Genomic DNA, 24,808 nt, shown 5'->3' on the forward strand with positions numbered 1-24,808 from the left:
ACGGTTTCCGCCGCCCGCCGACCGCGAAGGGAATCGTGCAGAAAACGTCGCACGCGGCAGCGCCGACCGCCGCACCCGCCATTCCGTTCTTCAGTCAGGCCGACAGTTTCGAAGACAACTGGAGCGAGATTCGCAAGCATGTCACCGACGTTCTGGACAACGGTAAGTTCTCGCACGGCGCGAAGGTCGGCGAGCTGGAGGAACGGCTCGCGGCCTGGACCGGCGCCCCCCATGTGGTGGCCGTCAACTCCGGGACCGACGCGCTGATCCTGCTGCTGCGCGCCGCCGGGCTGCGGCCGGGCGACGAGGTGATCGTCCCCGCCTACTCGTTCGTCGCGACGGCCAGCGCCGTGGCGCTCGCCGGGGGCGTCCCGGTGTTCGCCGACATCGAGGCGGACGGCCACGGCGTCGATCCGCGGTCGGTGGACGCCGCGGTCACCTCGCGCACCAAGATGATCATGCCGGTCCATCTGTTCGACCGCATGGCCGACCTGCGCGGCCTCGGGGACGTGGCGCGGTGGCACGGCCTGACGATCGTGGAGGACAGCGCCGAGGCCGTCGGCATGCGCATGGACGGCACGCACGCCGGCCTGCACGGCGCCGGCGGGGTGCTGTCGTTCTTCCCCGCCAAGACCCTCGGCGGCATCGGGGACGGCGGGGCGGTGCTGACCGGCGATCCGTCCATCGCCGAGAGGGCCCGGATGCTCCGCCACCACGGGCGCGGCGGCCGGACGCTCGGCGACTTCTCCGGCATCTCCAACGCCACGATGCTGCCGGGGCGCAACAGCAAGATGGACGACGTCCAGGCGGCCGTCCTGCTGGCCAAGCTCACCACCCTCGACGCCGCCATCGCCCGGCGCGCGGAACTGGCCGGACGCTACGACGCCCGGCTGCGCGGCATGCCCGGCGTCCGGAGCGTCCCGGGAGCGCGCCCGCCGCTTCCCGGGAGCAACCGCGTCGTCTACGTCTACCTCCTCCAGGTCGACGACCGGGACGCCCTCGCCGCGCATCTGGCGGCCCGCGGCATCGGCACGGAGATCTACTATCCGGTGCCGCTGCATCTGCAGCCGTGCTTCGCCCACCTCGGCCACCGGCCAGGCGACTTCCCGCGCGCGGAGGCCGCCTGCGCTGCCGCCGTCGCGCTCCCGCTCCATCCCGACCTGCGCGAGGCGGACGTCGACCGCGTCTGCGACGAGATCGAAGGCTTCTACGCGGGGAGGCCGCGATGACCGCCCCGTCCATCACCGCCGTCCCGTTCTTCTCGCCGGAGCTGTTCGAGGGGGATCGGGAGGCGCTGCTGGAGATCGTGCACGCCGTCGGCACCGGGCCCGAGCAGAAGTTCATCCTCGGCGAGCGGACCGCGCGCCTGGAGCGGGAGCTGGCCGGACGCACCGGCGCCCGCGCCGCCGTGGCCTGTTCGAGCGGGACGTCCGCCCTGACCCTGATCCTGGCGGCCATGGGCGTCGGTCCGGGCGACGAGGTCATCGTGCCCGCGTTCGGCTGCGCGCCGCTCGCCGCGACCGTCGTCGACGCCGGCGCCCGCCCGGTGTTCGCCGACGTCGACCCGGTGCGGCTGACCGTCGACCCGGCCGCCGCCGAGTCGCTGATCACGTCGCGCACCAGGGTGCTGCTGGCCGCCCACATGTTCTCGGTGATGGCGGACATGCCCGCCTTCCGGGAACTGGCCGACCGGCGCGGCCTGCGCCTCGTCGAGGACTCCGCGCTCGCCCAGGGCGGGACGCTGCGCGGGCGGCCGGCGGGACGCTGGGGAGACGCCGGGCTCTACTCGTTCGTGCAGGTCAAGACCTTCGGCATGCCCGGAGAGGGCGGCGTGGTCGTCACCGACGACACCGCCCTCGCCGCGGAGGTGCGGATGCTCCGCAACCACGGGCAGGACGGCGTGCACCGGTTCGTCCACCACCGGATCGGCCACAACAGCCGCTTCGACGAGGTGATGGCCGCCTTCCAGCTGCACCGGCTGCCCGGCCTGGACGGCCGGCTCGCACGCCGCGCGGAGATCTCCGCCCACTACTCCCGGCGCTTCGCGCCGCTGGCCGAGCGGGGCCTGGTGGCGCCGCCGGAGGGCGGCGACGGCCGGTTCCACTACGTGTACACCGTCCTCACCGAGTGTCGGGACGCGCTGCGCGCCCATCTGGCCGAGCGCGGCGTCGCCGCCCACGTGTACTACCCGCGCTCGCTGCCCGCCCAGCCGGCGTTCGCCCCCTACGCGCGGCCCGGCGGGTCCTGGCCGAACGCGGAGGCCGCCGCGCGGCGCAACATCTCTCTCCCGCTCTACCCGAACCTGACGGACGCGCAGGTCGAGCACATCGCCGACGCCGTGTGCGCGTTCACCGAAACCAGCGCGTTCACCGAAACCAGCGCGTTCACCGACACCAGCACGTTCACCGACACCAGCGCGTTCACCGAAACCAGCGCGTTCACTGACGCCGACAGGGGGCGAGCATGAGCCAACAGACCGCGGTCCGAGGGCCCGGCGTGTCCGGGCACGGCACCCTCGCCGCCTACGCACGCCTGGCCAAGCTGGACATCTACGACTACTACCTCGGGCTCGCGGTCGTGTGGGCGCTGCTGGCGCCCGCCGCGCGCTGGCAGCCGCAGACGTTCGGCCTGCTCGCGCTGACCCTGGTCGCGCAGGTCGTCGTCGTGGCGGCCATGGTCGGCTTCGACGACGTCACCGGCTACCGCGACGGCAGCGACGCGGCCAACTACGGCTCCGACGCGGCCCGCCGCCGGCTGGCCCGCAAACCCCTCGTCGCCGGGACGCTCACCGAGGCGCAGGCGCTGCGCTTCTCCTGGACGGCCGCGGCGGCGGGGTCGGCGCTGTGGGCGGCCGTGGTCGCGGCGGCTCCGCATCGCCCGATGTGGGCCGTCGTGCTGGCGGCTGCCTGCGTGGCCGCGTCCGTCCAGTACTCCTGGGGTCTCAAGATCAGCTACCGCGGGTTCCAGGAGCTGTTCCTCATCGGCCTCGGCATCGGCTGGACGCTCGTGCCGTACGCGCTGCTGACCGGCGGGACGACCGGGTTCGTCCTCGTGCAGGCGGTGCTGTTCGGCTCCGGGCCGATGCTGTTCGGGCTGTACTCCAACACCAACGACGCCGAAGGCGACCGCGCGGCCGGGCGCATCACCGTCGCCACCCTGGTCTCCGCTCGGGCGCACCGGCTGTTCGTCGCCGCGATGACGGTCGCCCAGATCGCGCTCATCGCGGGCGCGACGGCCACGGGGTTCGCGCCGTGGTGGTTCGCCATGGTCATGCTCCCGCTCGTCGCCATGCGGCTCGCCCATCTGCTGATCGGCTTCCGCGGCGACATCCTGCGCGCCCGCCGGATCGCCATCCACGCCCACCGCGTGACGGTGGGACTGCTGGTCGTTGCCGCTCTCGTGTCCGGGGCGACGCCGTGACGCCCCGCGACGGGGAGAGCAGGGCCCCGGTGCTGGACGTCGCCGTGGTGGGGGCCGGCCCCGCCGGGCTCGCCACCGCGTACGCGCTGGCCGAGCAGGGACGCAAGGTGCGGGTCCTCGAAGCAGCCGAGGCCGTCGGCGGGCGGATGCGGACCGTCCGCGAGCACGGCTGCCTGATCGACACCGGCGCCGAGATGTTCCCCGGCCGCGCCGGCTACCCGGAGACCTGGAGGCTCATCGCCGACCTCGGGCTGGACCGCGACCCGGCCGCCGTGCCGGACGTCCGCGACGCCCTGGCCGTGTGGCGGGACGGCCGGGCCCGCCCGAACGCCGGCCGCCCGCTGGGGCTGCTGACGGGGGCGGGGCTGAGGCCGCGCGCAAGGATCGACCTGGTGCGGTTGCAGGCGCGGCTGGCGCGGCTGGCCCGGCTCGGTGGACTCGACCCCGACCGTCCCGAGCGGGCCGGCATCGCCGAGGACACCGTGGCCGCGCTGGTTCGGCCCTACCACCCGGACCTGTACGACTACCTCGTCCACCCGCTGGCCGCCGGGTTCTTCGGCTGGAACCCCGAACGCTCCGCCGCCGCCCCGTTCGCGGCGCACCTGGCCGCGTGCGGCGGCTCGCACACCTGGCACACCTACCGCGACGGCATGGACACCCTGGCCCGCGCCCTCGCCGGCCGCCTGGACGTCACCACCGGTCACCCGGTCACCCGCGTGACCCGCGACGGCCGCTTCGTCCGGGTGGAGTCGCCGCGCGGCACCGTCACCGCCCGGGCGGTGGTGCTCGCCGTCCCGGCTCCGGTCGCGGCCGGCCTGTACGACGAGCCCCGGCCTGATGCGCGGGAGTTCCTCGCGGAGTGCGGATTCACGCCCATGCTGCGTGTCAGCCTCGTCTTGGACGCACCGCCCGCACCGGGGCGGACGCGGCCGAGCTTCGCCACGCTCATCCCCGAGGCCGAGGACGCCCTGCTCAACGTCATGACCCTCGACCACCGCAAGCACCCTGGGCGGGCGCCGCGGGGGCGCGGGCTGGTCTCGCTCATCGCCTCGCCGCGCGGCTGCCGCGAACTCCTCGACGCGCCTGACCGGGCGGTCGCGGAACGGCTGATCGCCTCCGCCGGACGCTTCGTCCCCGGGTTGCGGGCCGAGCCGTCCCACGTTCTGGTGCACCGGTTCCGGCACGGGTTGCCCGAGGCGACGCCGCTCGCCCTGCGGTTGCGCGGCGCCTTCGCAGACCGGCCCGTCGCGGCGGTCGAGTACGCGGGCGACTGGGTTCCGCTGCGCCCGTGCAGCGAGGGCGCGGTCGCCTCCGCCGCCCTGGCCGCCGAGCGGATCCAGACCTACCTGTCGTCGAACGTGCGGTGCCTCTCCGGCACCGCCCCCGCCGCGACCCGCGAGACGGCGACCCGCGAGACGGCGACCCGCGAGACGGCGGGCCTTGCGGCGGCGCCCGATCCCCGTTCTCCCGATCAGAGGTGACGAGATGGCTCTCTTCGGCAAGCGCATCGAGCTGGGCACGCTGTTCGAGGACGTGGCCGACCGCGGCCACTCCACCACGGTGCACCTCAGCCGCCCGCTGGACATCGCCCCCGGCATGGGCACCGTCCTGGATCCGCCCGCCCTCGCCGGGCTCGTCCGCACCGCCGCCGGATGGTTCGCCGCCGCGGGGGTGAAACCGGGCGACCGCGTCGCCATCAGCAAGCGCGACCACTGGGATCTGGTGCTGCTGTGCTGCGCGGCCGCCCGCCTCGGCGCGGTGCCCGTGCCGCTGTCGGCGCACCTGGAGACGGACGTGCTGGACATCCTCCTCAAACGGCTGGATCCGGCACTGCTGGTCGTGGACTCGGCGCGGACGGCGGACCGCCGCCCGGCGGAGCACGCGGACGTCCGGACGCTCGTGCTCGACGGGGAGGCCGGTGACCCGTCCGCGCTGTCGCTCGACGACGTGCGCGGCCACACCGCCCCCGCGCCCCGCCGTCCGCGAGTCGACGACCCGCTCGCCATCGTCCACACCTCGGGCACGACCGGTGTGCCGAAGCTCGTCGTGCACTCCACCCGCACGCTGCTGCGGCGCCTCGCCGGCTTCGAGGCCCACCGGTGGCCCGTGCTCGCCAGCCGCCCGGACGACGTGGTGGCGGCCGCCTTCTCCTTCGCCCACGGGCGGGCGCTCGCCTGGACGGCCGCCGTGTCGGCCCTCGGCCCCGCGAAGATGGTGGTGATCACCTCCGCCGACTGGGCCGAGGCCCGCCTGCCGCTGGACGAGCACCGCCCGACCATCGTGGAGGCGCAGCCCTCGACCTTCGTGCGCTGGCGCTCCCGCACGCGGTCGGGGGCGTTCGACCGCGTCCGCCTCTACATCAGCACGTTCGACGCCGTGCACCCGCCGACCGTCCGCACCTTCCTCAACGCGACCCGGCATCCGCGTCCGATCTGGCTGCAGGGCTGGGGGCAGAGCGAGACGGGGCCGCTGACCTTCCGCTTCCTCACCCGGCGCGCCATGCGGGCCGAGCACGGCCGGCATCCGACGACCCGCGACCTCGGCCGTCCCGTCCCCGGCCGCACGCGGTTGCGCGTCGTCGACCGCGATACGCTGCGTCCCGTCCCGCGCGGCACGGCCGGCCTGCTGGCGTGCAGCACCAAGGCGCTGTGCCTGGACTACGTCGGCGAGCGGGAACGCTACCTGCGCAAACGCGCCGGGCAGTGGTTCATCACCGGTGACCTCGGCGTCCTCACCCGGAGCGGGCGGCTGCTCCTGCTGGACCGGGAGACCGACGCCCTTCCGCAGGCCAGTTGCGTCGAGGTGGAGGACGTCATCGAGGACAGGCTGCCCGGCGTCGGCGAATGCGTCGTGCTGAGCGTCCCCGGCCGTCCCGCCCAGCCCGTGCTCGTCGTCGAGGACGGTCGCCTGGATCCGGAGCAGTGGCGGGACGCCGTCGCCGACCTGCCGGAACTCGCCGACCCCGTCCTCATGGAGTGGGGGCGGCTACCGCGCACCGCGACCGGCAAGGTGCGGCGAGCGGCCTTACGCGAGCACCTGGGCCTGGAACCCGGGACCCACGGGACGGGGAAGTGGACGTGAGAACGGCGACCCGGACCCTGGCGGATCTCACGGCCCGCCCCCTGGACGGGACGGTCGTGCGCGCGCTCGGTGACACGCTCGTGGTCCGCGTCGCCGCCGCCCGGTTGCGCGCGCTCGGCTGCGTGGTCGAGACCGGTGACGTGCCACCGCCGCCGGACGCGCCCACCGGGTGGCTGGGCGTCGTCCACGCGACCTTCGTACCCGGGGATCGCGCTCTGCCCGAGTGCCGAATCAGCTGGTCCGGGCCGGTCGGGGTGCCCATGGCGGGGGAGCGCGACGTGCAGGCCGCGTGCGGCATCATGCACGTCCACGGGCGCGCCACCGGTGCGCCGCGCGCGCTCCGGGTCGATTTCGCCTCAGTGTGCGCCGGTGTGCTCGCGGCCCAGGCGATCGCCGCCGGGATGCTGGCCGTGCTGCGGGGCGGGACGCCCGTCCGCGCGGTGACCTCCGTCGCGCAGGCGGCGGCGCTGGCCCTCACCCAGTACGTCGCCGCCGCAACGTCGGATCCGGGTGCCGGGCGGCGTCCGCTCGCGGCCACCGAGCGGACGCCGCCGTTCCGGTCGGCCGACGGCGTCCGCTTCGAGATCGAGACGTTCGCCGCCGAGAACTGGCTGGCGTTCTGGACCGCGCTCGGTGCCGCACGGCCCGCGATCGTCGCGGGCTGGCCGCCCTTCCAGCAGCGCTTCGCCACCGCGACCTGCGCGCTTCCACCCGCGCTGGAGGACGCGGCGGGGACGCTCGACCACCCGTTCATCCGTGCCGCCGCCCGCGCCGCCGGGGTCAGCATCGTGGAGGTGGACGAGGACGCGACACGACCCTTGCCGCCGCCGCCCGCGTCCCCCTGGCGGCTTCGCGCCATCACCCCCGCGGGGACGGATCCGGCCAGCGGCCCGGCGTCCCATCGCGCGAGCGGGCATGCGCCGCTCGGCGGTGTGCGCGTCGCCGAGGCCACCAACCGCGTCCAAGGGCCCCTCGCCGGGCACCTGCTCGGCCTGCTCGGCGCCGAGATCGTCCGCCTGGAACCGCCCGGCGGCGACCCCATGCGCGGCGTCCCGCCCATGGCGGGCGACTGCTCCGCCCGCTTCCGCGCACTGAACCGGGGCAAGGACGCCGTCGAGGCCGACCTGAAGACCCGCGCGGGCCGCGAGACGGCGCTCCGGCTGCTCGCCTCGTCGGACGTCTTCCTGCAGAACTGGCCGCCCGGTCGTGCGGGCCTGTTCGAGATGGACGCCGGTGACCTGGCCGCCGTCCGGCCGGGCCTCGTCTACGCGCACGCCGGAGGCTGGGCCGAGGTCCACCCCACGCCGCAGCCCATGGGCACCGACTATCTCGTCCAGGCGTACACGGGGGTCGCGGCGCTGCTGGCGGAGCACGGGCGGCCTCCGGCGCCGACGCTGCTGACCGTCGTCGACGTCCTCGGAGCCCTCATCAGCGCCGAAGGGACCGTCGCGGGCCTGCTCGCCCGCGCCCGCGCCGGCGCCGGCGTCCGCGTCGAGACCGCGCTGGTCGACGCCGCCCGCCTCCTGCGCGCCGCGCACGCCGACCGTCCGATCGCGGAGACGGCGCCGACCGCACCCGTGGTGACGGACCTCGCCGCGATGGCCGCCGACCCCGCGTACGAGGCGCTCTTCGAAACCGACGGCGAAGCCGCCTACAGCCGCAGCCCGTGGACGTTCGCCCCGCAGCCCACGCACCCCCGGAGAGAGGACATATGAGATCCGCTTCCGCATGGAGATCGGCCAACGGCGTCACCATGGCCGACCTGGTTCCCGCCGAGACGCGCGCGGCCTGGACCGCCGCCGGGCTGTGCCCCGGCCGGGACCTCTATGCGCTGTTCCGCGACCACGTCCGCGCCGCGCCGGAACGTGACGCCGTCATTGACGGCGCGGGCGTGCTCGGCTACGCCGCGCTGGACGAACGCGTCCGCCGGGCGGGCGCCGCGTTGCGGGTCGCCGGCCGGGGGCCGGCCGACATCATCGCCGTCCTGCTGCCGAACGGACGCGACGCCGTCATCGCCGAGCTGGCGATCGCGGCGATCGGCGCCGTGGCCCTGCCGATCCCGCATACGCACGGGCCGCGCGACGTCGCGCGCCTCCTGCGCCGGTCCCGCGCGGCCGCGCTCATCACCGCCCCGGAGACGGTCGCGACGGCCGGCGGCCTGGACGGGTTGCAGATGTGGACGCCGGGAACGCCGCCGTCCGAGGGAATCCACTCCCTGGGCGAGGCGGGCGACGGCGACGTGCGGGCCTTCCGCCCCGCGAGCGTCGACCCGGAAGCTCCGGCCCGCATCCTGATCTCTTCGGGCTCGGAGTCGGAACCGAAGATGGTGGCCTACTCCCACAACGCCATGGGAGGCGGGCGCGGCAACTACGTGGCCGCCCTGAAACGCGGATCCGGGCCGATGCGGGCGCTGGTGCTGGTCTCGCTCGCGTCGTCGTACGGGTCGCTGGCGACCTCGGGGATCGTCGCACGCCACGGCGGCACGCTGGTACTGCTCCCGCGCTTCGACGCCGCCGCCGCGCTCGACGCCGTCGAGCGGCACCGTCCCACCCATCTGTTCGGCGTTCCCACCATGCTGTGGCGGATGAGCGAATGCGAAACCGGCGCGGACCTGTCCTCCCTCGACGTCGTCGTCTCCAGTGCGGGACCGGTGCACCGGCACGTCCGGGACGCCTGCGTCCGCCGGTTCGGCATGCCGCCCGTCAACGTCTACGGCTCCAGCGACGGGGTCAACTGCCACACCGGCCGCGACCCGTCCCGCTGGGAACCGGGGCTGGCGGGCGTTCCCGATCCCCGGGTGGCGCGGATCAGCGTCCGCGACCCGGAGGGACGGCCCCTGCCGCCCGGCCGGGCGGGGGAGATCTGGGCGCTCGGGCCGATGACCCCGCTGTGCTACGTCGCGGCGCCGGAGCTGGACGCCCGGCACCGGGCCCCCGGCGGCTGGGTGCGCACCGGCGACCTCGGCCGCCTGGACGACGGCGGCACGCTGTGGGTACTCGACCGGCTCAAGCGCATCGTCATCCGCGGCGGCATCGGGATATCCCCGGCAGAGGTGGAGCGCGCGCTCATCGGCCACCCCGACATCGCCGACGTGCACTGCGTCCCGGTGCACGATGCGGACCTGGGCGAACGGATGTGCGCCTGCCTGGCGCCGCGCCCCGGAGCCGGACGGCCGTCCCCGGCCGCCCTGATCACGTACCTGCTGGAACGCGACCTGGACAAGCGCGGCCTGCCCGAACGCTTCCTGGTGCTGCCCGAACTCCCGCTCGGCCCCACCGGCAAGGTCGACGTCTCCGCCCTCACCAGCCTCGCCGAGAGGGCCGCCGTCCCGGCGGACTCCGCCGGGCAATGACCTACTTTGACCCCATAATGCCGCGAATATAGATGGTTGGGATTGGTCTCGTGGCTCGTCGTCTCGGGACGATGACAGGGTGATGTATCGGCACTCTGGTCTCGTGTTCACTGAGCACACTCTCGACGTCCCGCTCGATCATGCCGACCCCGGCGGGGACCGGATCGAACTGTTCGCCAGAGAGGTGACCGCGGCGGACCGGCCCGCGGCGGACCTCCCCTTCCTGCTCTACCTGGCCCGGACACGCCGCTGCTGGAGGCGTCGGCCGAGGACGTCTACCGGGCCGCCTACCCCCGCGTACCGGCGCACAACGAACGCTACTTCGAGCGCTATCCCGATGACGCGCCGACCGCCCGGCAGGTGGTGGAGGCGCTGCGCCAGCGGGACGTCCGGCTGCCGGGCGGGGACAGGCTCACCCGCGGCGCTTCCGGACGCTCGGCATCCACTTCGGCGCGGAGAGCAAGTTCGACGCGCTGCTGCACGAGTCGATCTACTGCCAGGGCGCACACCAAACGTCCGGGCGACGGCGCGCCGCCGATCGGCGTGCAGATCGTCGCCCGTTCTACGGATATCGGACGACAGATCGAACGCGGCGCGGTAGAAACGCCAGAGGCTCCCGGATGTGCAGTTGCTTTGGTCGACTCGCAGCGTCGAGGGCCGCTCTGCGTCACTGGCCGGTCCGCCCCGCAACCGGCCTCTGACCAGCACGATCAAGATGAAAGGTTCATTCCGTGGAACGGGAGCGGAGAAATGTTCGGACGTTGCGGGGAAAAGGCTTGGGGCCATCGCGCGGGAGCGGGGGCGGCGGCGCTTCTCGTCGCCCTGTCCGCGTGCGGCGGTGGTGACGAGGGCGGCAGTGGTGACGAGGGCGGCGCTGCGAGGAAGACGGGCGGGCCTGCCGGCAAGGCGTCCGGCACGCGGGTAGCGGTTCCGATGGCCCACCATGCGGGGCCCGCGCACGTCGAGCTCCTCGCGCTGAGCAGGACGTCCGGTACCACCGTCACCGGGCAGTTCCGCGTCGTCAACGACGGCCAGAGCCCAATGAAGCTGCAGATCAGCTTCTTCGAGGGCGGCCGAGAGGGCGACATCAACAGCCTGGAGGCGAACGGCATCGGGTTACTCGACGGGGCAGGCGGCAAGCTCTACATGCCGCTGAGGAGGGCCGACGGCACCTGCCTGTGCTCCGACCCCGGCGGCGAGGAGGTCGCCCCGCGCGGCTCGGTGGACATCTACGCTGTCTTCCCCGCTCCGCCCGCCGGAGTGAAGAGGGCGACGGTGACGATCCCGCTGACCGTGCCGATGCAGGACGTTCCGATCTCCGACGGCCCGGTCCGGCCGCTCCCGGACCAGACCGTCGACCCGGCTTCGGTGAAGCTCGCCGCACCGCGCGTCCTGACCGTGGCGGGGGTCGCCGAAGGCGACGACCAGTCCGTGGACGAGGACGGTGACGAACGTGCCGTGCGCCTTTCGTCCGACGTCCTGTTCGCGCTGAACAAGGCCGACCTCACCGCGAAGGCGGACGCGCTGCTGCGCGGCGTGGCCAAGCAGATCGACGCCTCGAACGGCACCGTCGTCAAGGTCGACGGCTACACCGACTCCAGCGGCGACGACGCCATCAACCGGCCGCTGTCGCACCGGCGTGCCAAGGCCGTGGCCGACCGGCTCAAGGGACTGGTCACCCGCGCGGGCGTCGCCTACCGGACCGCCGGGCACGGTTCGGCCGACCCGGTGGCCTCCAACGACAGCGACAGCGGGCGCCGCAAGAACCGCCGGGTCACCGTGAGCTTCCCCCTGCCCGCCCCTCCGCCGGCTCCGACGAGCGGCCGCGCCTACAGCTGGTCCCCGGGGAAGCCGGCGTCGTCGCGCACCGCCAGGTTCACCCCTGCGGCGGCCAAGGACCTGCAGATCCAGGTGAACTCCCTGCACCGTGATCCGGCGGGACTGACGACCTTGGTCTGGACGCTGCGGAACAACGGGCGGTCCCAGGCTGACGTGCACTCGAGGTTCGAGCTGGACCTGTATTACAACGGCAGGATGACCCCAATGCCGAACAGCACTGACGGCATCTCCGTCCTCGACACTGCCGACAACGTCTGGTACTACCCGCTGCGCGCCTCCAGCATGGAGTGCCTCTGCACCACCTTGCTCCGCAGCGATGCCAAGCAGACCCTCGACCCGGGGGAGTCGATGACCTTCTCGGGTGTCTACCGGCTACCCGCCCAGGCTGACACGGTGGACATCGACATTCCCTGGGACGGCGAGCCCGGGGCCCGGATCAAAGGCATCGCCGTCAGGTAACCGACGGGAGTTTCAAAGGCGCGACATGCCGAGCCTGCTGCGAGAGCGCAAAGTGGCGCTGTTCAAGCCGATTGACGGAGGACAAGCCTGGTATCGCAGATGAACTCTGCCGCGATGTCGTCCGTTCTTCGGATCCTTGAAAGCAGCATTCATCGCCAGGACACCGCTGGACTCGCTGAAGTCGCCGAACTCCACCAGCTGCGGCGCCGGATACTCACCGAGCAGGCAAATGTGGACGCCGTGTTCGCCGCGTCGGACAACATGGCGCTCGGCGCGCTGCGCGAGCTGGAGCGGCAGGGGCGGAGGGTCCCCGACGACGTGGCGGTGACCGGCTTCGAGGACGCGGGTCTATGTTTCGGGGAGCTGACGCTGACCACGGTCCAGCAACCCACCTGGGTCATGGGGCAGCGGATGCTGGATCTGCGTCTATCTCGCGGGGCCGTTGAGCGCGTCGCGGACGGCGGACAGCGCGTCCATCAAGTCGGCCTGCTGTTTCGGCGTGAGGGCGCTGGTGGTGCGGCGTTCGAGTTCGCGCCATGCCGCCTGGGCGCGTGGGACGGCGTCGCGTCCCTTCCGCGAGAGTTGGACGATCATGGCGCGCCTGTCGGTCGGCGACGCGGTGCGGGTGACGAGCCCGGCCCGCTCCATCGCCTGGAGGGTCGCGGTGACGGTGGAGCGGTCGCGGCCCATGTAGTGGACGAGGTCGGTCTGGGGCACGGGGCCGCGGGCGTCGAGGTAGAGCAGCACGATCTCGTGCGGCGAGGCGACTCCCGCCTCGTTGAGCAGCTCGGTCCCCACTCGTGCGTGGGCACGGACGACCTGCAGGAGCAGCGATCCGATCGGGGCGCCTTCGATGCTGGTGCCGACGTGCGGGGGCCGCGTCGCTCGTCCAGCCTTGGGGTCGTCCGGTGAGCCGGTCGCAGTCACGGTCACAGCCTAGCGAACTTGTTGGCATGCCAGCAATCCAGCTACTCTGTTGGCATGCCAACAAATGCCGGGGTCGAGCGCCTCGACCGGGACCTGCTGCGTCTGATGGGGGTGCTGCTGGCCGGCGCGTCGGTCGCGTTGCTGGACACGACGATCGTCGCCGTCGCGATCGACGACCTGACCCGCGCGTTCGGCACGACGGTCTCGATGGCCCAGTGGGCCACGACCGGTTACCTGCTCGCGATGGCGGCGGCGATCCCGACGATGGGCTGGCTGACCGACCGCTGGGGCGCCCGGCGGGTCTGGCTGGTGACGCTGTCGCTGTTCATGGCCGGCTCCGTGCTGTGCGGGCTCGCGTGGTCCATCGAGAGCCTGATCGCCGCGCGGGTCCTGCAGGGCCTCGGCGGCGGGCTCATCCTCCCCCTGGTCCAGGCGATCCTGGCCGGAGCCGCCGGGCCGCGACGAATGGGCCGGGTCATGGGGATGATCGGCATCCCCGGACAGCTCGCACCGATCCTCGGCCCGGTGCTGGGCGGCGTGATCCTCGGTTCGCTCGGCTGGCGGTGGATCTTCCTGGTCAACGTGCCTCTCTGCCTGCTCGCCATCGCCCTCGCCCGGCGTCACCTGCACGTGACGGACGCGCGTCGCTCGGTGCCGTTCGACTGGGCCGGCGCTCTGCTCATGATCCCGGCGATCGTCGCGATCCTGGCCGGCCTGTCGGCGGTCGGTGAGTTGCAGAGTGCGTCGGCGGGCTCGATCGTGTTGCTGACAGGTGGCATGGGGCTGCTCGCCGGATTCGTCCTGCACGCCAAGAACAACGGTGACCGCGCGATCATCGACCTGAGGTTGCTTCGGCTTCCGTCGTTCTCGGTCGCGACCGTCCTGATGTTCCTCTCGGGAGCGTGCCTGTACGCTCCGATGCTGCTCCTGCCGCTCTTCTATCAGCAGGCCCGCGGCGTTCCCGTCTCGCAAGTCGGTCTGCTGCTGGCCCCCCAAGGCCTCGGTCTGATGGCCGGACTCTGGGCTGCTGGACGGTCGGCCGACCGCTTCGGCCCGCGAATCGTGGCACTCGCCGGGGCGGTGCTGGCCGGAACCGGCGTCACGGTGTTCGTCGTCGCCGGCGACGCGCCCCTCTTCGTCCTGTCCGCGGGGCTGGTGGCGCTGGGGGCCGGGCTCGGCGGGGTCGGGGTCGCCGTCTCGGCCACGAGCTACCGCGATGTCCGGCCGACGGCGATCCCCCGGGCCACGAGCCTGCTGAACATCGTCCAGCGTGTCGGCGCCTCATTCGGCACCGTCGTCATCGCGGGCATCCTCCACCAACGGCTCGCCGCCGGCGACGCGGACGCCGGCCAGGGGGCCGTCGACGCAGCGTTCGCGCACACCTTCGCGTGGGCGCTCGGCCTGCTCGCCGTCGTCCTCGTCGTCGTGCCGTTCCTGCCCGCCGCGCCGCCCCCGCTTCCGCCCGCCCGCGCTACCGGGAGGCCGTAGACCGGTGCAGGCAGAGCGCCATCTGGACGGCGGTCTTCATGTCGTCGCTCTGCGCGTCCGAACCGCCCGGGTCGAGGTTCACCATGACCGTCGCCTGGCCGCCGTCGACCGTGGCCCCGCCCGCGGTCTCGTAACCGAAGACGTCACCGCCGTGGCCCCAGTACAGACCGCCGCAGGGCAGTGGCCTGCTCTCCAGGCCGAGGCCGTAGGCGCGCCCGTCGGAGTCGCCGGTGGGCCGGGTCCGCATCATCTCCCGCAGCTGGGCCGGGCGCAGCAGCCTGCCGTCGACGAGTGCGCCCAGGAACCGGTTGAAATCCGCGCCGCTGGAGATCATCCCGCCGGATGCGCCCGCGACCGAGGGGTTGAACGCGGTGAGATCCATGAGCGGCGCGTCCTCGCCCGGCCGCACGTACCCGTGCGGGTGCGGTCCGGGGATCGCCGGGGCGTCGCCCGGCACGGACGTCTCGCGCAGGCCCAGCGGGGTGATGACGCGCCGGTCGATCTCCTCGGCCCAGGTGCGGCCGGTCACCTTCTCGATGATCATTCCGGCCAGCAGGTAGTTGGTGTTGGAGTAGCGCCAGCCGGCGCCGGGCGCGAACTTCGGTGGATGGGCGAGCGCGAGGTTCACCAGATCGCGCGCGTCGTGGTGGGCGAGCGGGTCCGTGAGGATCTGCCGCGGGTCGAGGTAGGAGAGGTAGTCGGGCAGGCCGCTGGTGTGCTGCAGCAACTGGCGGACGGTGATCTTCCGCCCGTCGTTGCCGTTTCCACCGACGACGCCGGGCAGATAGCGTTCCACCGCCGCGTCGAGCGAGACGCGATGCTCTCCCACGAGCTGGAGTACGACCGTGGCCACGAACGGCTTGGTCATGCTGCCGATCCGGAACCTGCTGTCGCGGGGCACCGGCGCCCGGCTGTTCACGTCCGCGACGCCGCTGGTCAGCACCGTGCCGCCGCGCCGATCCCGCAGGTGCAGGAGCGCTCCGGGCCCGCCGTCGACCGTGGTCAGCCGGTGCATGAGTCGATCCAGCCGAGCCTGGTCGGCGCCGTCTCCGGCGGCGGTGCCGGCGGCCTGCGCGCCGGTACCGGTGCCGGTCAGGACGCCCAGCGCGACACCGGCTGCCACGGCCAGCGTGAGTGCGCCACGGAGCGCATGCCTTTGCTTGATCACGTGTCTCTCCATTGTGACTGGTAGTGACTGACGGTCGGGCTAGGCCGCTACGCGAGCCTCGGTCCGGACGTGCGTGGGGGAGGACGGGCTCTGCTCGCGGGTGAACGGGACGAGAGCGAGCCAGATCAGCGCCGCTCCCGCCGGGAGCAGGTCCAGGTCGATCGTGATGGCGACGAAGCCGACGGCGACCAGGACGGGACCCAGGGCGGCCATCGCCTTGCGCCCCGGGGTGACGAGCGCGGACTGCACGAGCAGCGCGATCAGTCCGATCATGAAGAAGACCGGGCCGATCTCGTACAACGCCTGGGGGAGTACGGCGGGGACGTCCGCGTACCGGTCGGCGAGCATGCTCTTCTCGGCGCTGTCCGCGGCGCGCAGGCCGACGACGATGTCGACGATCGCGACGCGGACGAACGTCACCAGTCCGAAGGCGGCGACCGCGGTCGCGACTCCGGCTGTGGCCCGGCGTGCGGTGCCCCCGGCCGTGGCCCGGATCCGGCCGTACACGCCGGCGATCACCCCGCCGTACAGCAGGAGGGAGCCAAGGAAGAGCAGATGGCCCACCGTCCAGGCGGGGCCTGGCCCGTGCTGCCCGTCACGGCCGTCGACGAGCCGGACGAGTCCGTAGGCGAGCATGAGGGCAGGGGCGAGATGGAAGGCGATCCTGGCCATGAGCGGTTCTCCTGGGTTTCGAGCGCTGCGTTCTTACGCTCCCGATCCTTGGGGAACCGGCGGCCGGGCGGATCGCCGCCGCGAGCGGTCTTCGGGCATCGGTCACGCGAGGGAGAGGCGGGGTGCGCCTCCCTCGCTCGACGGAGGCCCTCAGGCGGGCTCGATCAGCCGGGTCTCGTACGCGGCGATCACGGCCTGGACGCGGTCGCGGATGCCGAGCTTCGCCAGGACGTTGCTCACGTGGGTCTTCACGGTGTGCTCGCTGACGACCATGGCCGCGGCGATCTCCGCGTTCGACAGGCCGCGGCCGAGGAGCCGCAGGGTCTCGCGCTCCCGTTCGGTCAGGACGGACAGGCGGTCGGAGGCGGTCGCGCCGGCCCGCGGGCGGGTGCGCGTGATGTCGGAGATGAGGCGGCGGGTGACGGCGGGCGCGAGCAGCGACTCTCCCGCCGCCACCACCCGGACCGCGTGGACGAGGTCGTCGCGGCGCACGTCCTTCAGCAGGAACCCGCTCGCACCGGCGTAGAGCGCGTCGTAGACGTAGTCGTCCTGGTCGAACGTGGTGAGCATGATCGCGCGGGTCCGGGTTCGCGCGCACACGACCTTGGCGGTCTCGATGCCGTCCAGGCCCGGCATGCGGATGTCGAGCAGCACGACGTCGGGGTCGTGCTCGTCTACGGCGGCGATCGCGGCGGTGCCGTCGCCGGCCTCGCCCACCACCTCGATGTCGGGCTGCGCGTCGAGGATCATCGCGAAGCCGCTGCGGACGAGTTCCTGGTCGTCGGCCAGCACGACCCGGATCACGCGGCCACCGTCGCGGTGTGGGGGAGACGCGCGACGACCCGGAACCCGCCGCCCGGCAGGGGGCCGGCCTCGGCCGTGCCGCCGCAGGCGCCGACGCGTTCACGGATGCCGATGAGGCCGTCGCCGCCCCGCCGCCACCCCGGCTCCCCTTCCTCGTGGCCCTGCCCGTCGTCGGTCACCGTGATCTCCAGTTCGTGGTCGGTCCAGCGGAGCCGGACCTCGGCCGTCCGGGCGTTGGCGTGCTTCACCGTGTTGGTGAGCGCCTCCTGCACGATGCGGTACGCCGCCACGTCCACGTCGGACGGGAGGTCACGGCTCACGCCCTCGACCGTGAGGCGCACCTGGACCTGGGTGCGGTCGACGTGCTCGACCAGGCCGGGCAGCGCGCCGAGAGTCGGCTGAGGCGCGCGTACCCCGTGGTCCTGCTCCTCCTTGAGGACGCCGAGCATCCGGCGCAGCTGGGCCATCGCGTCGCGGCCCGCGTCGGCGATCGCGTCGAAGACCTGTTCGGCCTGGTCGGGATCGGAGCGGACCACCACCGGACCGGCTTCGGCCTGGACGACCATGATGCTGACGGCGTGCGCGAGCACGTCGTGCATGTCGCGGGCGATACGGGCCCGCTCCTCCGCCGCCGCCCGCGCGGCCTCGGCGGCGCGTTCACGTTCGAGCGCCTCGCGTTCGCGTTCGAGCTGCGCGGAGCGTTCCACCAGCGCGTCCGACCGTTCCCGTGCGGTCCGCGCCAGCGTGCCCAGCAGGAACGCCGTCATGGGCAGCAGCAGCGTGAACATGAACTCGCCTGCGTCGTTGCCGTTGACGAGCGCGCCGGGCGGAATCATTGCCATGAGCGCGCCGATGAACCCCCACCGCTGCCAGCGATTCCGCCCCAGGTCGGCGAGTGTGTAGATGGCCACCAGCACGCCGTACTGCAGCGCCTGGCCCGGACGGTCGTGCAGCGAGACCGCCAAGGTGAAGCACGCGACGACCAGCGCGATCGCGAACGGCGCCCGCCGTCGCCATACGAGCGGCACGACCGTGCCGAGGTTGAACACCACGCCCAGCGGAGTGACCTGCGGCGCGGTGGCGAACGGAACGAACACCGGGACGGCGACCGCCGCGGCGACCAGCACGTCCACGAGACGGCCGTCACCCGCCCGCGACCGCGACGGCGGTCGCGGGCGAAGACCGAAACCGCGGAGCAGATCCGACATCTACCTAGTATCGGGGCTCCGGCGCCCCTGGGCGGCGACCACCATGGTGGTCACGCGGAACGGCTGCCGGACATCGTCTGCGGCCTAGGGCCGGAGGGCGAGGCGGGCTTCGTTCCGAAAGGCTTCGTCCTCCGGGAGGGACCACTGCTCCAGGACGGAGCGGCGGGCGGCGTGCAGCGCTCCGGGTGGCAGGGCGGCCACGGCGTCGGCGAGAGCCAGGGCGTGTTCCAGGGCCTGGCCGGGCTCGACCAGGTGGGAGACGAGGCCGAGAGTGAGCGCCTCCCTTGCGGGGACGCGGCGGGCGGTCAGGAGGATGTCGAGCGCTCGGGCCTGACCGACGAGGCGGGGGAGGCGCACCGTGGCCGCGTCCAGGCAGGGGAGGCCGTGGGCAAGGTTCAGGGTGCCGAATTCGGCGGAGGCGGAGGCGACGCGCAGGTCCGCCCAGAGGGCGAGTTCGAAGCCGCCGCCGAAGCAGTAGCCCTCGATGGCGGCGATGACGGGCTTGGCCGCGGGCTTCCGGGTGACCTGCATGGGCGGCGGTCCGTCCACGGTCGGCATGGGGAAGTCGCCCGCGGCCATGGCCTTGAGATCGTTCCCGGCGCAGAAGGCGCCGCCGGCGCCCGTGAGGATGATGGCGCGGATCTCCGCGTCGTGCTCGGCGGTGCCGACGGCCTCGCCGAGGGCTCGCGCCATGGGGCCGTCCACGGCGTTGCGGCGCTCGGGGCGGTCGAGAACGATCAGCTGGACGGGGCCGTGGCGCTCGGTTCGGATCATGCCGGAGATACTAGATAGATCGATCTAGTGAGACAAGGGCTAGGCTTGCGAGATGGGATCCGATACGCGGGCGCGGCTGCTGGAGGCGGCGGCGCGGTTGTTCCGGAGGCAGGGGTACGCGGCGACCGGGCTGAAACAGGTCACAGCGGAGGCGGGGGCGCCGTGGGGGTCGCTCTACCATTTCTTCCCCGGCGGGAAGGAACAGCTGGGCGTCGATGCGGTCGGGTATTCGGGGGCGCGTTTCACGCGGCTGTTCGATCTGGTGTACGGGCGGGCCGAGGGGGACGCGGCCGAGGCCGTACGGGACGTCTTCCATCTGAGCATCGACGCCCTGGAACGGTCGGGATGGGGCGACGGGTGCCCCATCGCGACCGTCGCGCTGGAGGCGGCCAGCACCAGCGAGCCGCTGCGGCATGCGTGCGCCGAGGTGTTCGCCGATTGGCGGGCGGCGACGGCGCGGCGGCTGGCGGCGGAGGGGATCGAGCGGGCGGAGGATCTGGCGACCTGCGTCCTGGCGGCGTTCGAGGGAGCGCTCCTGCTGAGCCGTGCCAACCATGACACCGGGCCGTTGCGCGTGACGGCCGAGATCATGGCCCGGACGATCCGGGAATGCCGTCCCGGATCGGCGTCCGCTGATTCCGTCAGCTGATCCAGCGCGGTCGGCGGCGCTGGTGGTTGCGGTGATGAGGCGCCCCCGCAGGGCCGCCCGTCAGGCCGGTTTCTCTTCTGGGGGCTGACGTTGGGCGGCGAGTGCGGCCTTCGTCAGTTTCTCCATGCGCCGGCACGCTCGCCTGTAGAACCTGAGCTGGGTGAAGCGGCCGAAGAGGATGAAGCCGATGCGGACGAGGGGATTCGGGATGTCCGCTCGCTGCGAGAAGACGTGAATGTGGAATTCCACCTCGCCGGTGTCGAGCCATTTGCGGACTTCTTGGTCCATCTGGCCGCGTTCGAGGTGTCCCTTCAGGGTCTGGTAGTTCCAGCCCCACACGCGTGCCGTGCGGCCGTCCTGCTCGATGTGTCCGTCGACGACGTCGTGGATGCGCAGCCCGAGGTAGAAGCGCAGCCCGTAGAAGCGTCCTTGCAGGAGCAAGTCCTTGCCCGGTTCGGGCGGACCCGACCGGTAGACCTCCCGGATGATGGCCGGGTCGGCGTGTTCGTAGTCCCGCACCAGGCGGCGGGCGGTCTCCCAGCTTCCGCCTGGGGTCGGCGGGCCGGGCGGCTCCGCCGGCAGCGGCTGCAGGTAGTCGTCGACGTGCCAGCCGTCCTCCGGCCTGCTCATGTCGTGCCGGTCCGGATCGAAGTTGAGGGGAAGCCTGCTCAGGTCGGCGTGCCGCCGCAGCATCCGCCGCCGGACCCGGGTGCTCCCTCTCATGGGGCCGTCCTCTCCGCCCGGCGACGTCGCGCCGGCCGCGAGTCGCCGGTGGGACGGGCGGCGTGCTGGACGGCGTCGTAGGTGGGGCCGCGCACCTGCTGGAAGAACCCCGCGGGGGGCAGTCCCCGGATGGGGGTGCGCGCGGGGTTGAAGCGCGCCGATCCGTTGCCATCGCCTCGCGCGGGCCCGAGGAGCCGCAGCTCGCCGAATCGCTCCCATGCGCCGAACTCGGTCGCCACCACGAGGTTCAGGGATAGCGGCCGCTCGTCCACGGAGTGCGCGAGCGACGTGAGGTCGGCCGGGACGTGATGTGCGGGCGGCGCGACGGCGCCCAGCAGGATCCGGCGGTCACCGGCCCGGTAGGCGAGCAGAGAACCGTAGAAGGCCGGGCTCCAGCGGGCCGCGGGCCGCAGCAGGTGACGGCCCAGCGGGTTGTGCCCGGTCGTGGCCAGCAGCAGTTCGGCGGTGGCTTCCGCCGCGTCGCCCGCGGGTGGCTGCCGCCAGCGCAGCGCCAGGCCCAGCAGGTCCGGCAGCGGCGGCGGCAATCCGATCGCGCGGGAGAGCCGTACTTCGCCCTGCAGTTCCGTGCGCTCGTCCAGGAGCGGAACGCCCCAGTGCTGGGACGTCCCGTGCAGGACGAGCGTGGCGTCGAACACGAGCCCCTTGGGATGCAGCGGCCGGTCGCGCAGCCGCGCCGCCAGGGCGAAGGTCCGCGCGAACGCCGCGGTGACCGCGCGGCCGACCAGGCGCTGCCCCCGCCCGGCGCCGGAGACGTCCGCCCGTTCGGTCTGGACTCCCACGCCGCCGACCATGTGGCCGCCGGACAGCTCCGCGACCCGGGTGCAGAAATGCGTCCACATGTGCAGCTGCATTTCCTTCGCGATGCCCACCCTCTCGTAGAGGACCTCCGCCAGCCGGTCACCGCTTCGCGCCCACGACTCGATGGTGAAGACGAGGCCGCCCTCCCGGGTTCGCGTCGCCCGGAACTCGATCTCCCCGGCCTCCAGATGGCCGCTCAGCGTCACGAAGCGGAATGACACCGGTGTGCGTTCCACGACGCGGACCGGACAGTTCCACGGCCCCGGCATGTGGACGACGTACTCGTCTCCCATCTCCAGGGGCCGGGACACCCCCGAGGTCTTGTCGAAGACGGCGATCTCCACCGGTGAGGCGGCGTTGAGGTCGTCGCCGACGCGGTCGATCAGTTCCGCGGCGGTCAGCGGGCTGCCGGAGATGCGGACCGTGTAACGCCGCTGGTAGAGCGGTCCGACGCCCTGCCGCGGATCCTGCACCCGGTCCCCGTCCCGCTGCGGTAGCCGCCCGACCTCCGGCTGCACCCCCGCGTGCAGCCTGCGCCGCGGCACCCCGCGAGAACGCCGCAGCCACCGCCACGCCGCGATGCCCATGCCCACGGGCCAGCGCACCGCACGCACGCGGCGCCGCGAACGTACTCGCATCGCGCCCCCCGGCTGTTCGCCCCCATTGGCCCGCCCGGCTCCGGGCGGGCCGACGCGCCGTGCGTACCCGCCCTGACCAGGGCCGAACCGTTCATTGCCCGGAGATGAACGAGGCGGTGCGGACCGGACGTCGGCGGCGTCAGCGTCACAAGGCGAGCGCATCGATAGGCGATTTCCGGAAGCGCTCGCCAGGTCGATCGAGGGTCACCGGCGACCGGGTCATCGTCGAGCCGCCGCGAGGTCCTGCAACCTGCGGGCGACCGTGGACGGGTCGGCGAGGGTGAGGGTCAGTCCCGGATGGCGGAGCAGGCCGGTGGGCTCGATGCCGCGAACCGGTCGGTGGAAGCGGATGCAGACGCCCCGCTCGGTGCTGGTGCCGAACGTGAGCCCGCGGTCGGCCATCGACATGCGGGCGCCGGTGACCTTCCAGACGCTGTACGGCCCGGTGATCTCGGCGCCGGCCACGTTGTCCAGGGGCGTCCGCACCTTCCAGGGGCCGAAACGGACCTCCAGCCAGGACGGGGCGAGCAGGAGGCGGCAGGTGTCCGGCCGGATCCCGAGCAGAGACAGCGGACGGGCCAGGCGGCGTTCGAAGGCGAACTCGAAACGTTCGGCAGTGGCGTCTGAAGGCATCTCGATTCCTCCTTGACCAGGCGTTTCGTGGTGACTACCCGTGCCCGGCCCGGCGGTTGCGATGAGCGATGTCGGCGTTGAGGGCGGTCGCGAACGTGCACCATGCCGCGTACGGGACGAGTGCACCGGCCGCCGCCGCGTCGACGGGGGCCGTGCGGCGGATCAGGTCGGCGTTGCTCATGTCGAGCAGAACCGTCCCCGCCAGCCCGCCCTTCAGGCTGCGTCGGCCGAAGAACAGCTGGCTCCAGGCCGCGTTCAGCAACAGGTTGACACCCAGACTGGTGGCCAGCGCACGGCGGCGGCGTCCTCGGGCCCGCAGCAGGGCACGTCCGCCCGCCCAGGCGATCGAGGCGTACAGAGGCGTCCACACCAGCCCGAACGTCCAGGACGGCGGCTGCCACGGCGGCTTGGACAGCGAGCGGTACCAGGCACCGTTGGCGTTGACCGCCTTGGACCCGATGGCCGCGGTCGCCGTCACGGCTGCGCCCGTCGCCGCGTAGGTCCGCCACGCGCCGGCCGCCGGCCGCCGCTTCGGTTTCTTCGCGGGCTTCATGGTCGGCTCCTTCCCGCGGCGGCGGGACCTGCACATCGAGAGCCGGCCGGGGTCCCTCTTCTTGCCTCTGGCCCTACGGGGAAGACCAGGGGTCAGTGCGGGCCCTCAGGCACATCGCCAGTGCTGGCCGATGTGCGCCTGCAGGGCCTTGGCGGTTGCGCGGTCGCGGTCGCGGGCCGGGACGCATCGGTACACGCGGCGGGCCAGGTTGGCGAGCGTGGCGGTGCGGTGCTCTGGCGGCAGTTCGGCAAGCGCGGCGGTGGCGGTGTCCAGGCCCTGGAGGGTCTGACCAGAACGGATGAGAACCATGCTCGTCTTGAGTTCCACCTCGACACGTTCACGTATGGAGGCCGGTTCCAGATGATCGAGCTCGGCCTGTAGCTCGCCTCTGAGATCCGCGTGGTCGGCGTCGTCGCCGAGAAAGGCCATCACCGCGGTGCGGGTGGAGAGCAGCCGCTGAGCCGGCCAACCCCAGACGGCCTGCTCCTCGGCGCGCACGTCCTCGGGGAGCCGTCCGAAGAGTTCGTCCAGAATCGCGAGCTCGGTACGGGCCGACCGTGTCAGAGGGGGACTGCCGGAGGCGGCCAGTGACAGGGCGCGCGCCGCGCAGGCCTCGGCGGACCCGGCGCAGGGCGTCTCCCTGGACAGCTCCCGCGCCTGGTCGGCGACTCGCAGCGCGAGCGAGGTCATTCCGATCGCCTGGGCGGCCAGCGCCTGCCGGCCGCAGACCCATGTCTGCAGGGTTCGATCGCCGCCGGCGCTCGCGGTCCGGCGGGCGGTGCGCCACCAGCGGGAGGCCGCGGCGAGCTCGCCGACCTCGGTCAGCGCCATCGCCATCAGCGCGGAGAGCTGCGCGCTCACCCGCAGAAGGGCGACATGGTCGGCCGAGCCTTCCGGGACGACGGCATCGGGGCCCGAGCCGCGGGCATCGATGGCCTCGCTCAGGTCGACGATGTCCGTGCCGATGTCCCCGATGAACGCCTGGGGCGGTCTGATGCGCACCGAGCAGGCGTGCTCGTACGCCGTCAGCCTCCAGTCCTCGACGAGATCGAGGGTGTCGACGGTGCGCACGGATCGATCGAGGCCGATGCGCAGCGTCTCGACCGGGTCCATCGGGATCAGGATGCCGGTCGGCGCTGCGCCCAGCACGCGTAACGCGGTCGGCCGCTCGGCCGGGAGGCTCGCCGGCTGGAAGGCGGCGGACCCGCGCGCACTGCGGGAGGCCCCCGCATCGGCATCGGCAGGTGTGAAGCCCCGGAAGGCGACCGGGTCGCTCTGGCCGTGGCCCGGCAGGGGATCGAGGAGGCGATCGAGCTCGGTCAGGCTGATGGTCAGCGCGGCGGCCAGCCGCGGACGGTGCCGGTCGGTGATCTCGGTGGCGCCTCTCTCCCAGCGGCTGACCGTCGTCTTGTCCACACCGACCTGTTCGGCGAGCGACGCCTGGGTGTGACTGGCGCGTTTGCGTGCGGCGGCCAAACGACGTCTGGGCGTCATCGGTTTTCCTCTCAAGTTCCGGCCTGGTCGGCTATCAGTGTGGCGGCCGGATGATCTTCATTCCACCGTTTCCCGCTTTTGTGTGCGCGATGCCGTCCGCGCCGCCT

At 72.9% G+C, this 24,808-nt stretch carries 21 protein-coding genes and 1 pseudogene; 11 read left to right on the plus strand and 11 right to left on the minus strand.

The window, feature by feature from the left end:
* Positions 1-35 precede the first annotated feature (35 nt).
* The 9 genes and pseudogenes from SM418_RS11725 to SM418_RS11765 all read left to right on the plus strand — a co-directional run.
* The gene (locus SM418_RS11725; RefSeq protein WP_371940566.1) at positions 36-1,229 is read left to right on the plus strand and encodes a DegT/DnrJ/EryC1/StrS family aminotransferase; all 1,194 of its coding nucleotides are present in this window, start codon (positions 36-38) and stop codon (positions 1,227-1,229) included.
* On the plus strand, positions 1,226-2,467 hold the full coding sequence (locus tag SM418_RS11730; protein WP_371940565.1) for a DegT/DnrJ/EryC1/StrS family aminotransferase: 1,242 nt from the start codon (positions 1,226-1,228) through the stop codon (positions 2,465-2,467). The genes SM418_RS11725 and SM418_RS11730 overlap by 4 nt, the downstream gene beginning before the upstream one ends.
* A complete protein-coding gene (locus SM418_RS11735; protein WP_371940564.1) occupies positions 2,464-3,420 on the plus strand; it encodes a UbiA family prenyltransferase in 957 nt (318 codons plus the stop codon). The genes SM418_RS11730 and SM418_RS11735 overlap by 4 nt, the downstream gene beginning before the upstream one ends.
* Complete coding sequence (locus SM418_RS11740; protein WP_371940563.1) at positions 3,417-4,901, plus strand: protoporphyrinogen/coproporphyrinogen oxidase; 1,485 nt, start codon at positions 3,417-3,419, stop codon at positions 4,899-4,901. Before SM418_RS11735 ends, SM418_RS11740 begins: the two co-directional genes overlap by 4 nt.
* A 4-nt stretch (positions 4,902-4,905) precedes the next feature.
* The gene (locus SM418_RS11745; RefSeq protein WP_371940562.1) at positions 4,906-6,501 is read left to right on the plus strand and encodes a class I adenylate-forming enzyme family protein; all 1,596 of its coding nucleotides are present in this window, start codon (positions 4,906-4,908) and stop codon (positions 6,499-6,501) included.
* Positions 6,498-8,216, plus strand: coding sequence for a CoA transferase (locus SM418_RS11750; RefSeq protein WP_371940561.1), 1,719 nt, complete (start codon positions 6,498-6,500; stop codon positions 8,214-8,216). Before SM418_RS11745 ends, SM418_RS11750 begins: the two co-directional genes overlap by 4 nt.
* Before the next feature lie 38 nt (positions 8,217-8,254).
* Complete coding sequence (locus SM418_RS11755; protein WP_371940560.1) at positions 8,255-9,853, plus strand: class I adenylate-forming enzyme family protein; 1,599 nt, start codon at positions 8,255-8,257, stop codon at positions 9,851-9,853.
* 933 nt (positions 9,854-10,786) lie between these two features.
* Positions 10,787-12,151: an OmpA family protein gene (locus SM418_RS11760; RefSeq protein WP_371940559.1), complete on the plus strand. Its 1,365-nt coding sequence runs from the start codon at positions 10,787-10,789 to the stop codon at positions 12,149-12,151.
* A gap of 114 nt (positions 12,152-12,265) precedes the next feature.
* Positions 12,266-12,526: pseudogene (locus tag SM418_RS11765) on the plus strand (substrate-binding domain-containing protein); the annotation flags it as partial.
* A 51-nt stretch (positions 12,527-12,577) separates the two neighbouring features.
* Here the strand turns inward: SM418_RS11765 and SM418_RS11770 are convergent.
* Positions 12,578-13,078 (minus strand): MarR family winged helix-turn-helix transcriptional regulator, encoded by a 501-nt coding sequence (locus SM418_RS11770; RefSeq protein ID WP_371940558.1) that lies wholly within the window; start codon positions 13,076-13,078, stop codon positions 12,578-12,580.
* A gap of 54 nt (positions 13,079-13,132) precedes the next feature.
* On the opposite strand from SM418_RS11770, the gene SM418_RS11775 reads away from it, so the two are divergent.
* Positions 13,133-14,566 (plus strand): DHA2 family efflux MFS transporter permease subunit, encoded by a 1,434-nt coding sequence (locus tag SM418_RS11775; protein WP_371940557.1) that lies wholly within the window; start codon positions 13,133-13,135, stop codon positions 14,564-14,566.
* Here the strand turns inward: SM418_RS11775 and SM418_RS11780 are convergent.
* The 5 genes from SM418_RS11780 to SM418_RS11800 form a co-directional block, all read right to left on the minus strand.
* Complete coding sequence (locus SM418_RS11780; protein ID WP_371940556.1) at positions 14,550-15,734, minus strand: serine hydrolase domain-containing protein; 1,185 nt, start codon at positions 15,732-15,734, stop codon at positions 14,550-14,552. The genes SM418_RS11775 and SM418_RS11780 overlap by 17 nt on opposite strands.
* 39 nt (positions 15,735-15,773) lie before the next feature.
* Positions 15,774-16,406, minus strand: a complete 633-nt coding sequence (locus SM418_RS11785) for a hypothetical protein (protein ID WP_371940555.1) — start codon at positions 16,404-16,406, stop codon at positions 15,774-15,776.
* Positions 16,407-16,556: 150 nt separating this feature from the next.
* A complete protein-coding gene (locus SM418_RS11790) occupies positions 16,557-17,210 on the minus strand; it encodes a response regulator (protein ID WP_371940554.1) in 654 nt (217 codons plus the stop codon).
* A complete protein-coding gene (locus tag SM418_RS11795; RefSeq protein ID WP_371940553.1) occupies positions 17,207-18,418 on the minus strand; it encodes a sensor histidine kinase in 1,212 nt (403 codons plus the stop codon). The genes SM418_RS11790 and SM418_RS11795 overlap by 4 nt, the downstream gene beginning before the upstream one ends.
* Before the next feature lie 84 nt (positions 18,419-18,502).
* Positions 18,503-19,192 carry an enoyl-CoA hydratase-related protein gene (locus SM418_RS11800; RefSeq protein ID WP_371940552.1) on the minus strand — a complete coding sequence of 230 codons (690 nt, stop codon included), beginning with the start codon at positions 19,190-19,192 and terminating at the stop codon, positions 18,503-18,505.
* Between the two features lie 52 nt (positions 19,193-19,244).
* Here SM418_RS11800 and SM418_RS11805 point away from each other — a divergent pair, with 52 nt between their 5' ends.
* Positions 19,245-19,841, plus strand: coding sequence for a TetR/AcrR family transcriptional regulator (locus SM418_RS11805; RefSeq protein ID WP_371940551.1), 597 nt, complete (start codon positions 19,245-19,247; stop codon positions 19,839-19,841).
* 60 nt (positions 19,842-19,901) lie between these two features.
* On the opposite strand, the gene SM418_RS11810 is transcribed toward SM418_RS11805, so the two are convergent.
* The 5 genes from SM418_RS11810 to SM418_RS11830 form a co-directional block, all read right to left on the minus strand.
* Positions 19,902-20,564: a DUF1990 family protein gene (locus tag SM418_RS11810; RefSeq protein WP_371940550.1), complete on the minus strand. Its 663-nt coding sequence runs from the start codon at positions 20,562-20,564 to the stop codon at positions 19,902-19,904.
* Entirely contained in the window at positions 20,561-22,021 is a 1,461-nt protein-coding gene (locus SM418_RS11815; protein ID WP_371966065.1) for a DUF1990 family protein, read from the minus strand. Before SM418_RS11815 ends, SM418_RS11810 begins: the two co-directional genes overlap by 4 nt.
* Before the next feature lie 219 nt (positions 22,022-22,240).
* Positions 22,241-22,654 carry a hypothetical protein gene (locus SM418_RS11820; protein WP_371940548.1) on the minus strand — a complete coding sequence of 138 codons (414 nt, stop codon included), beginning with the start codon at positions 22,652-22,654 and terminating at the stop codon, positions 22,241-22,243.
* A gap of 34 nt (positions 22,655-22,688) precedes the next feature.
* Positions 22,689-23,207 (minus strand): TspO/MBR family protein, encoded by a 519-nt coding sequence (locus SM418_RS11825; RefSeq protein ID WP_371940547.1) that lies wholly within the window; start codon positions 23,205-23,207, stop codon positions 22,689-22,691.
* Between the two features lie 105 nt (positions 23,208-23,312).
* Positions 23,313-24,701 carry a helix-turn-helix domain-containing protein gene (locus tag SM418_RS11830; RefSeq protein WP_371940546.1) on the minus strand — a complete coding sequence of 463 codons (1,389 nt, stop codon included), beginning with the start codon at positions 24,699-24,701 and terminating at the stop codon, positions 23,313-23,315.
* Positions 24,702-24,808 lie beyond the last annotated feature (107 nt).

It is taken from the genome of Actinomadura chokoriensis (assembly GCF_041463665.1).
Lineage (GTDB): Bacteria > Actinomycetota > Actinomycetes > Streptosporangiales > Streptosporangiaceae > Spirillospora > Spirillospora chokoriensis_A.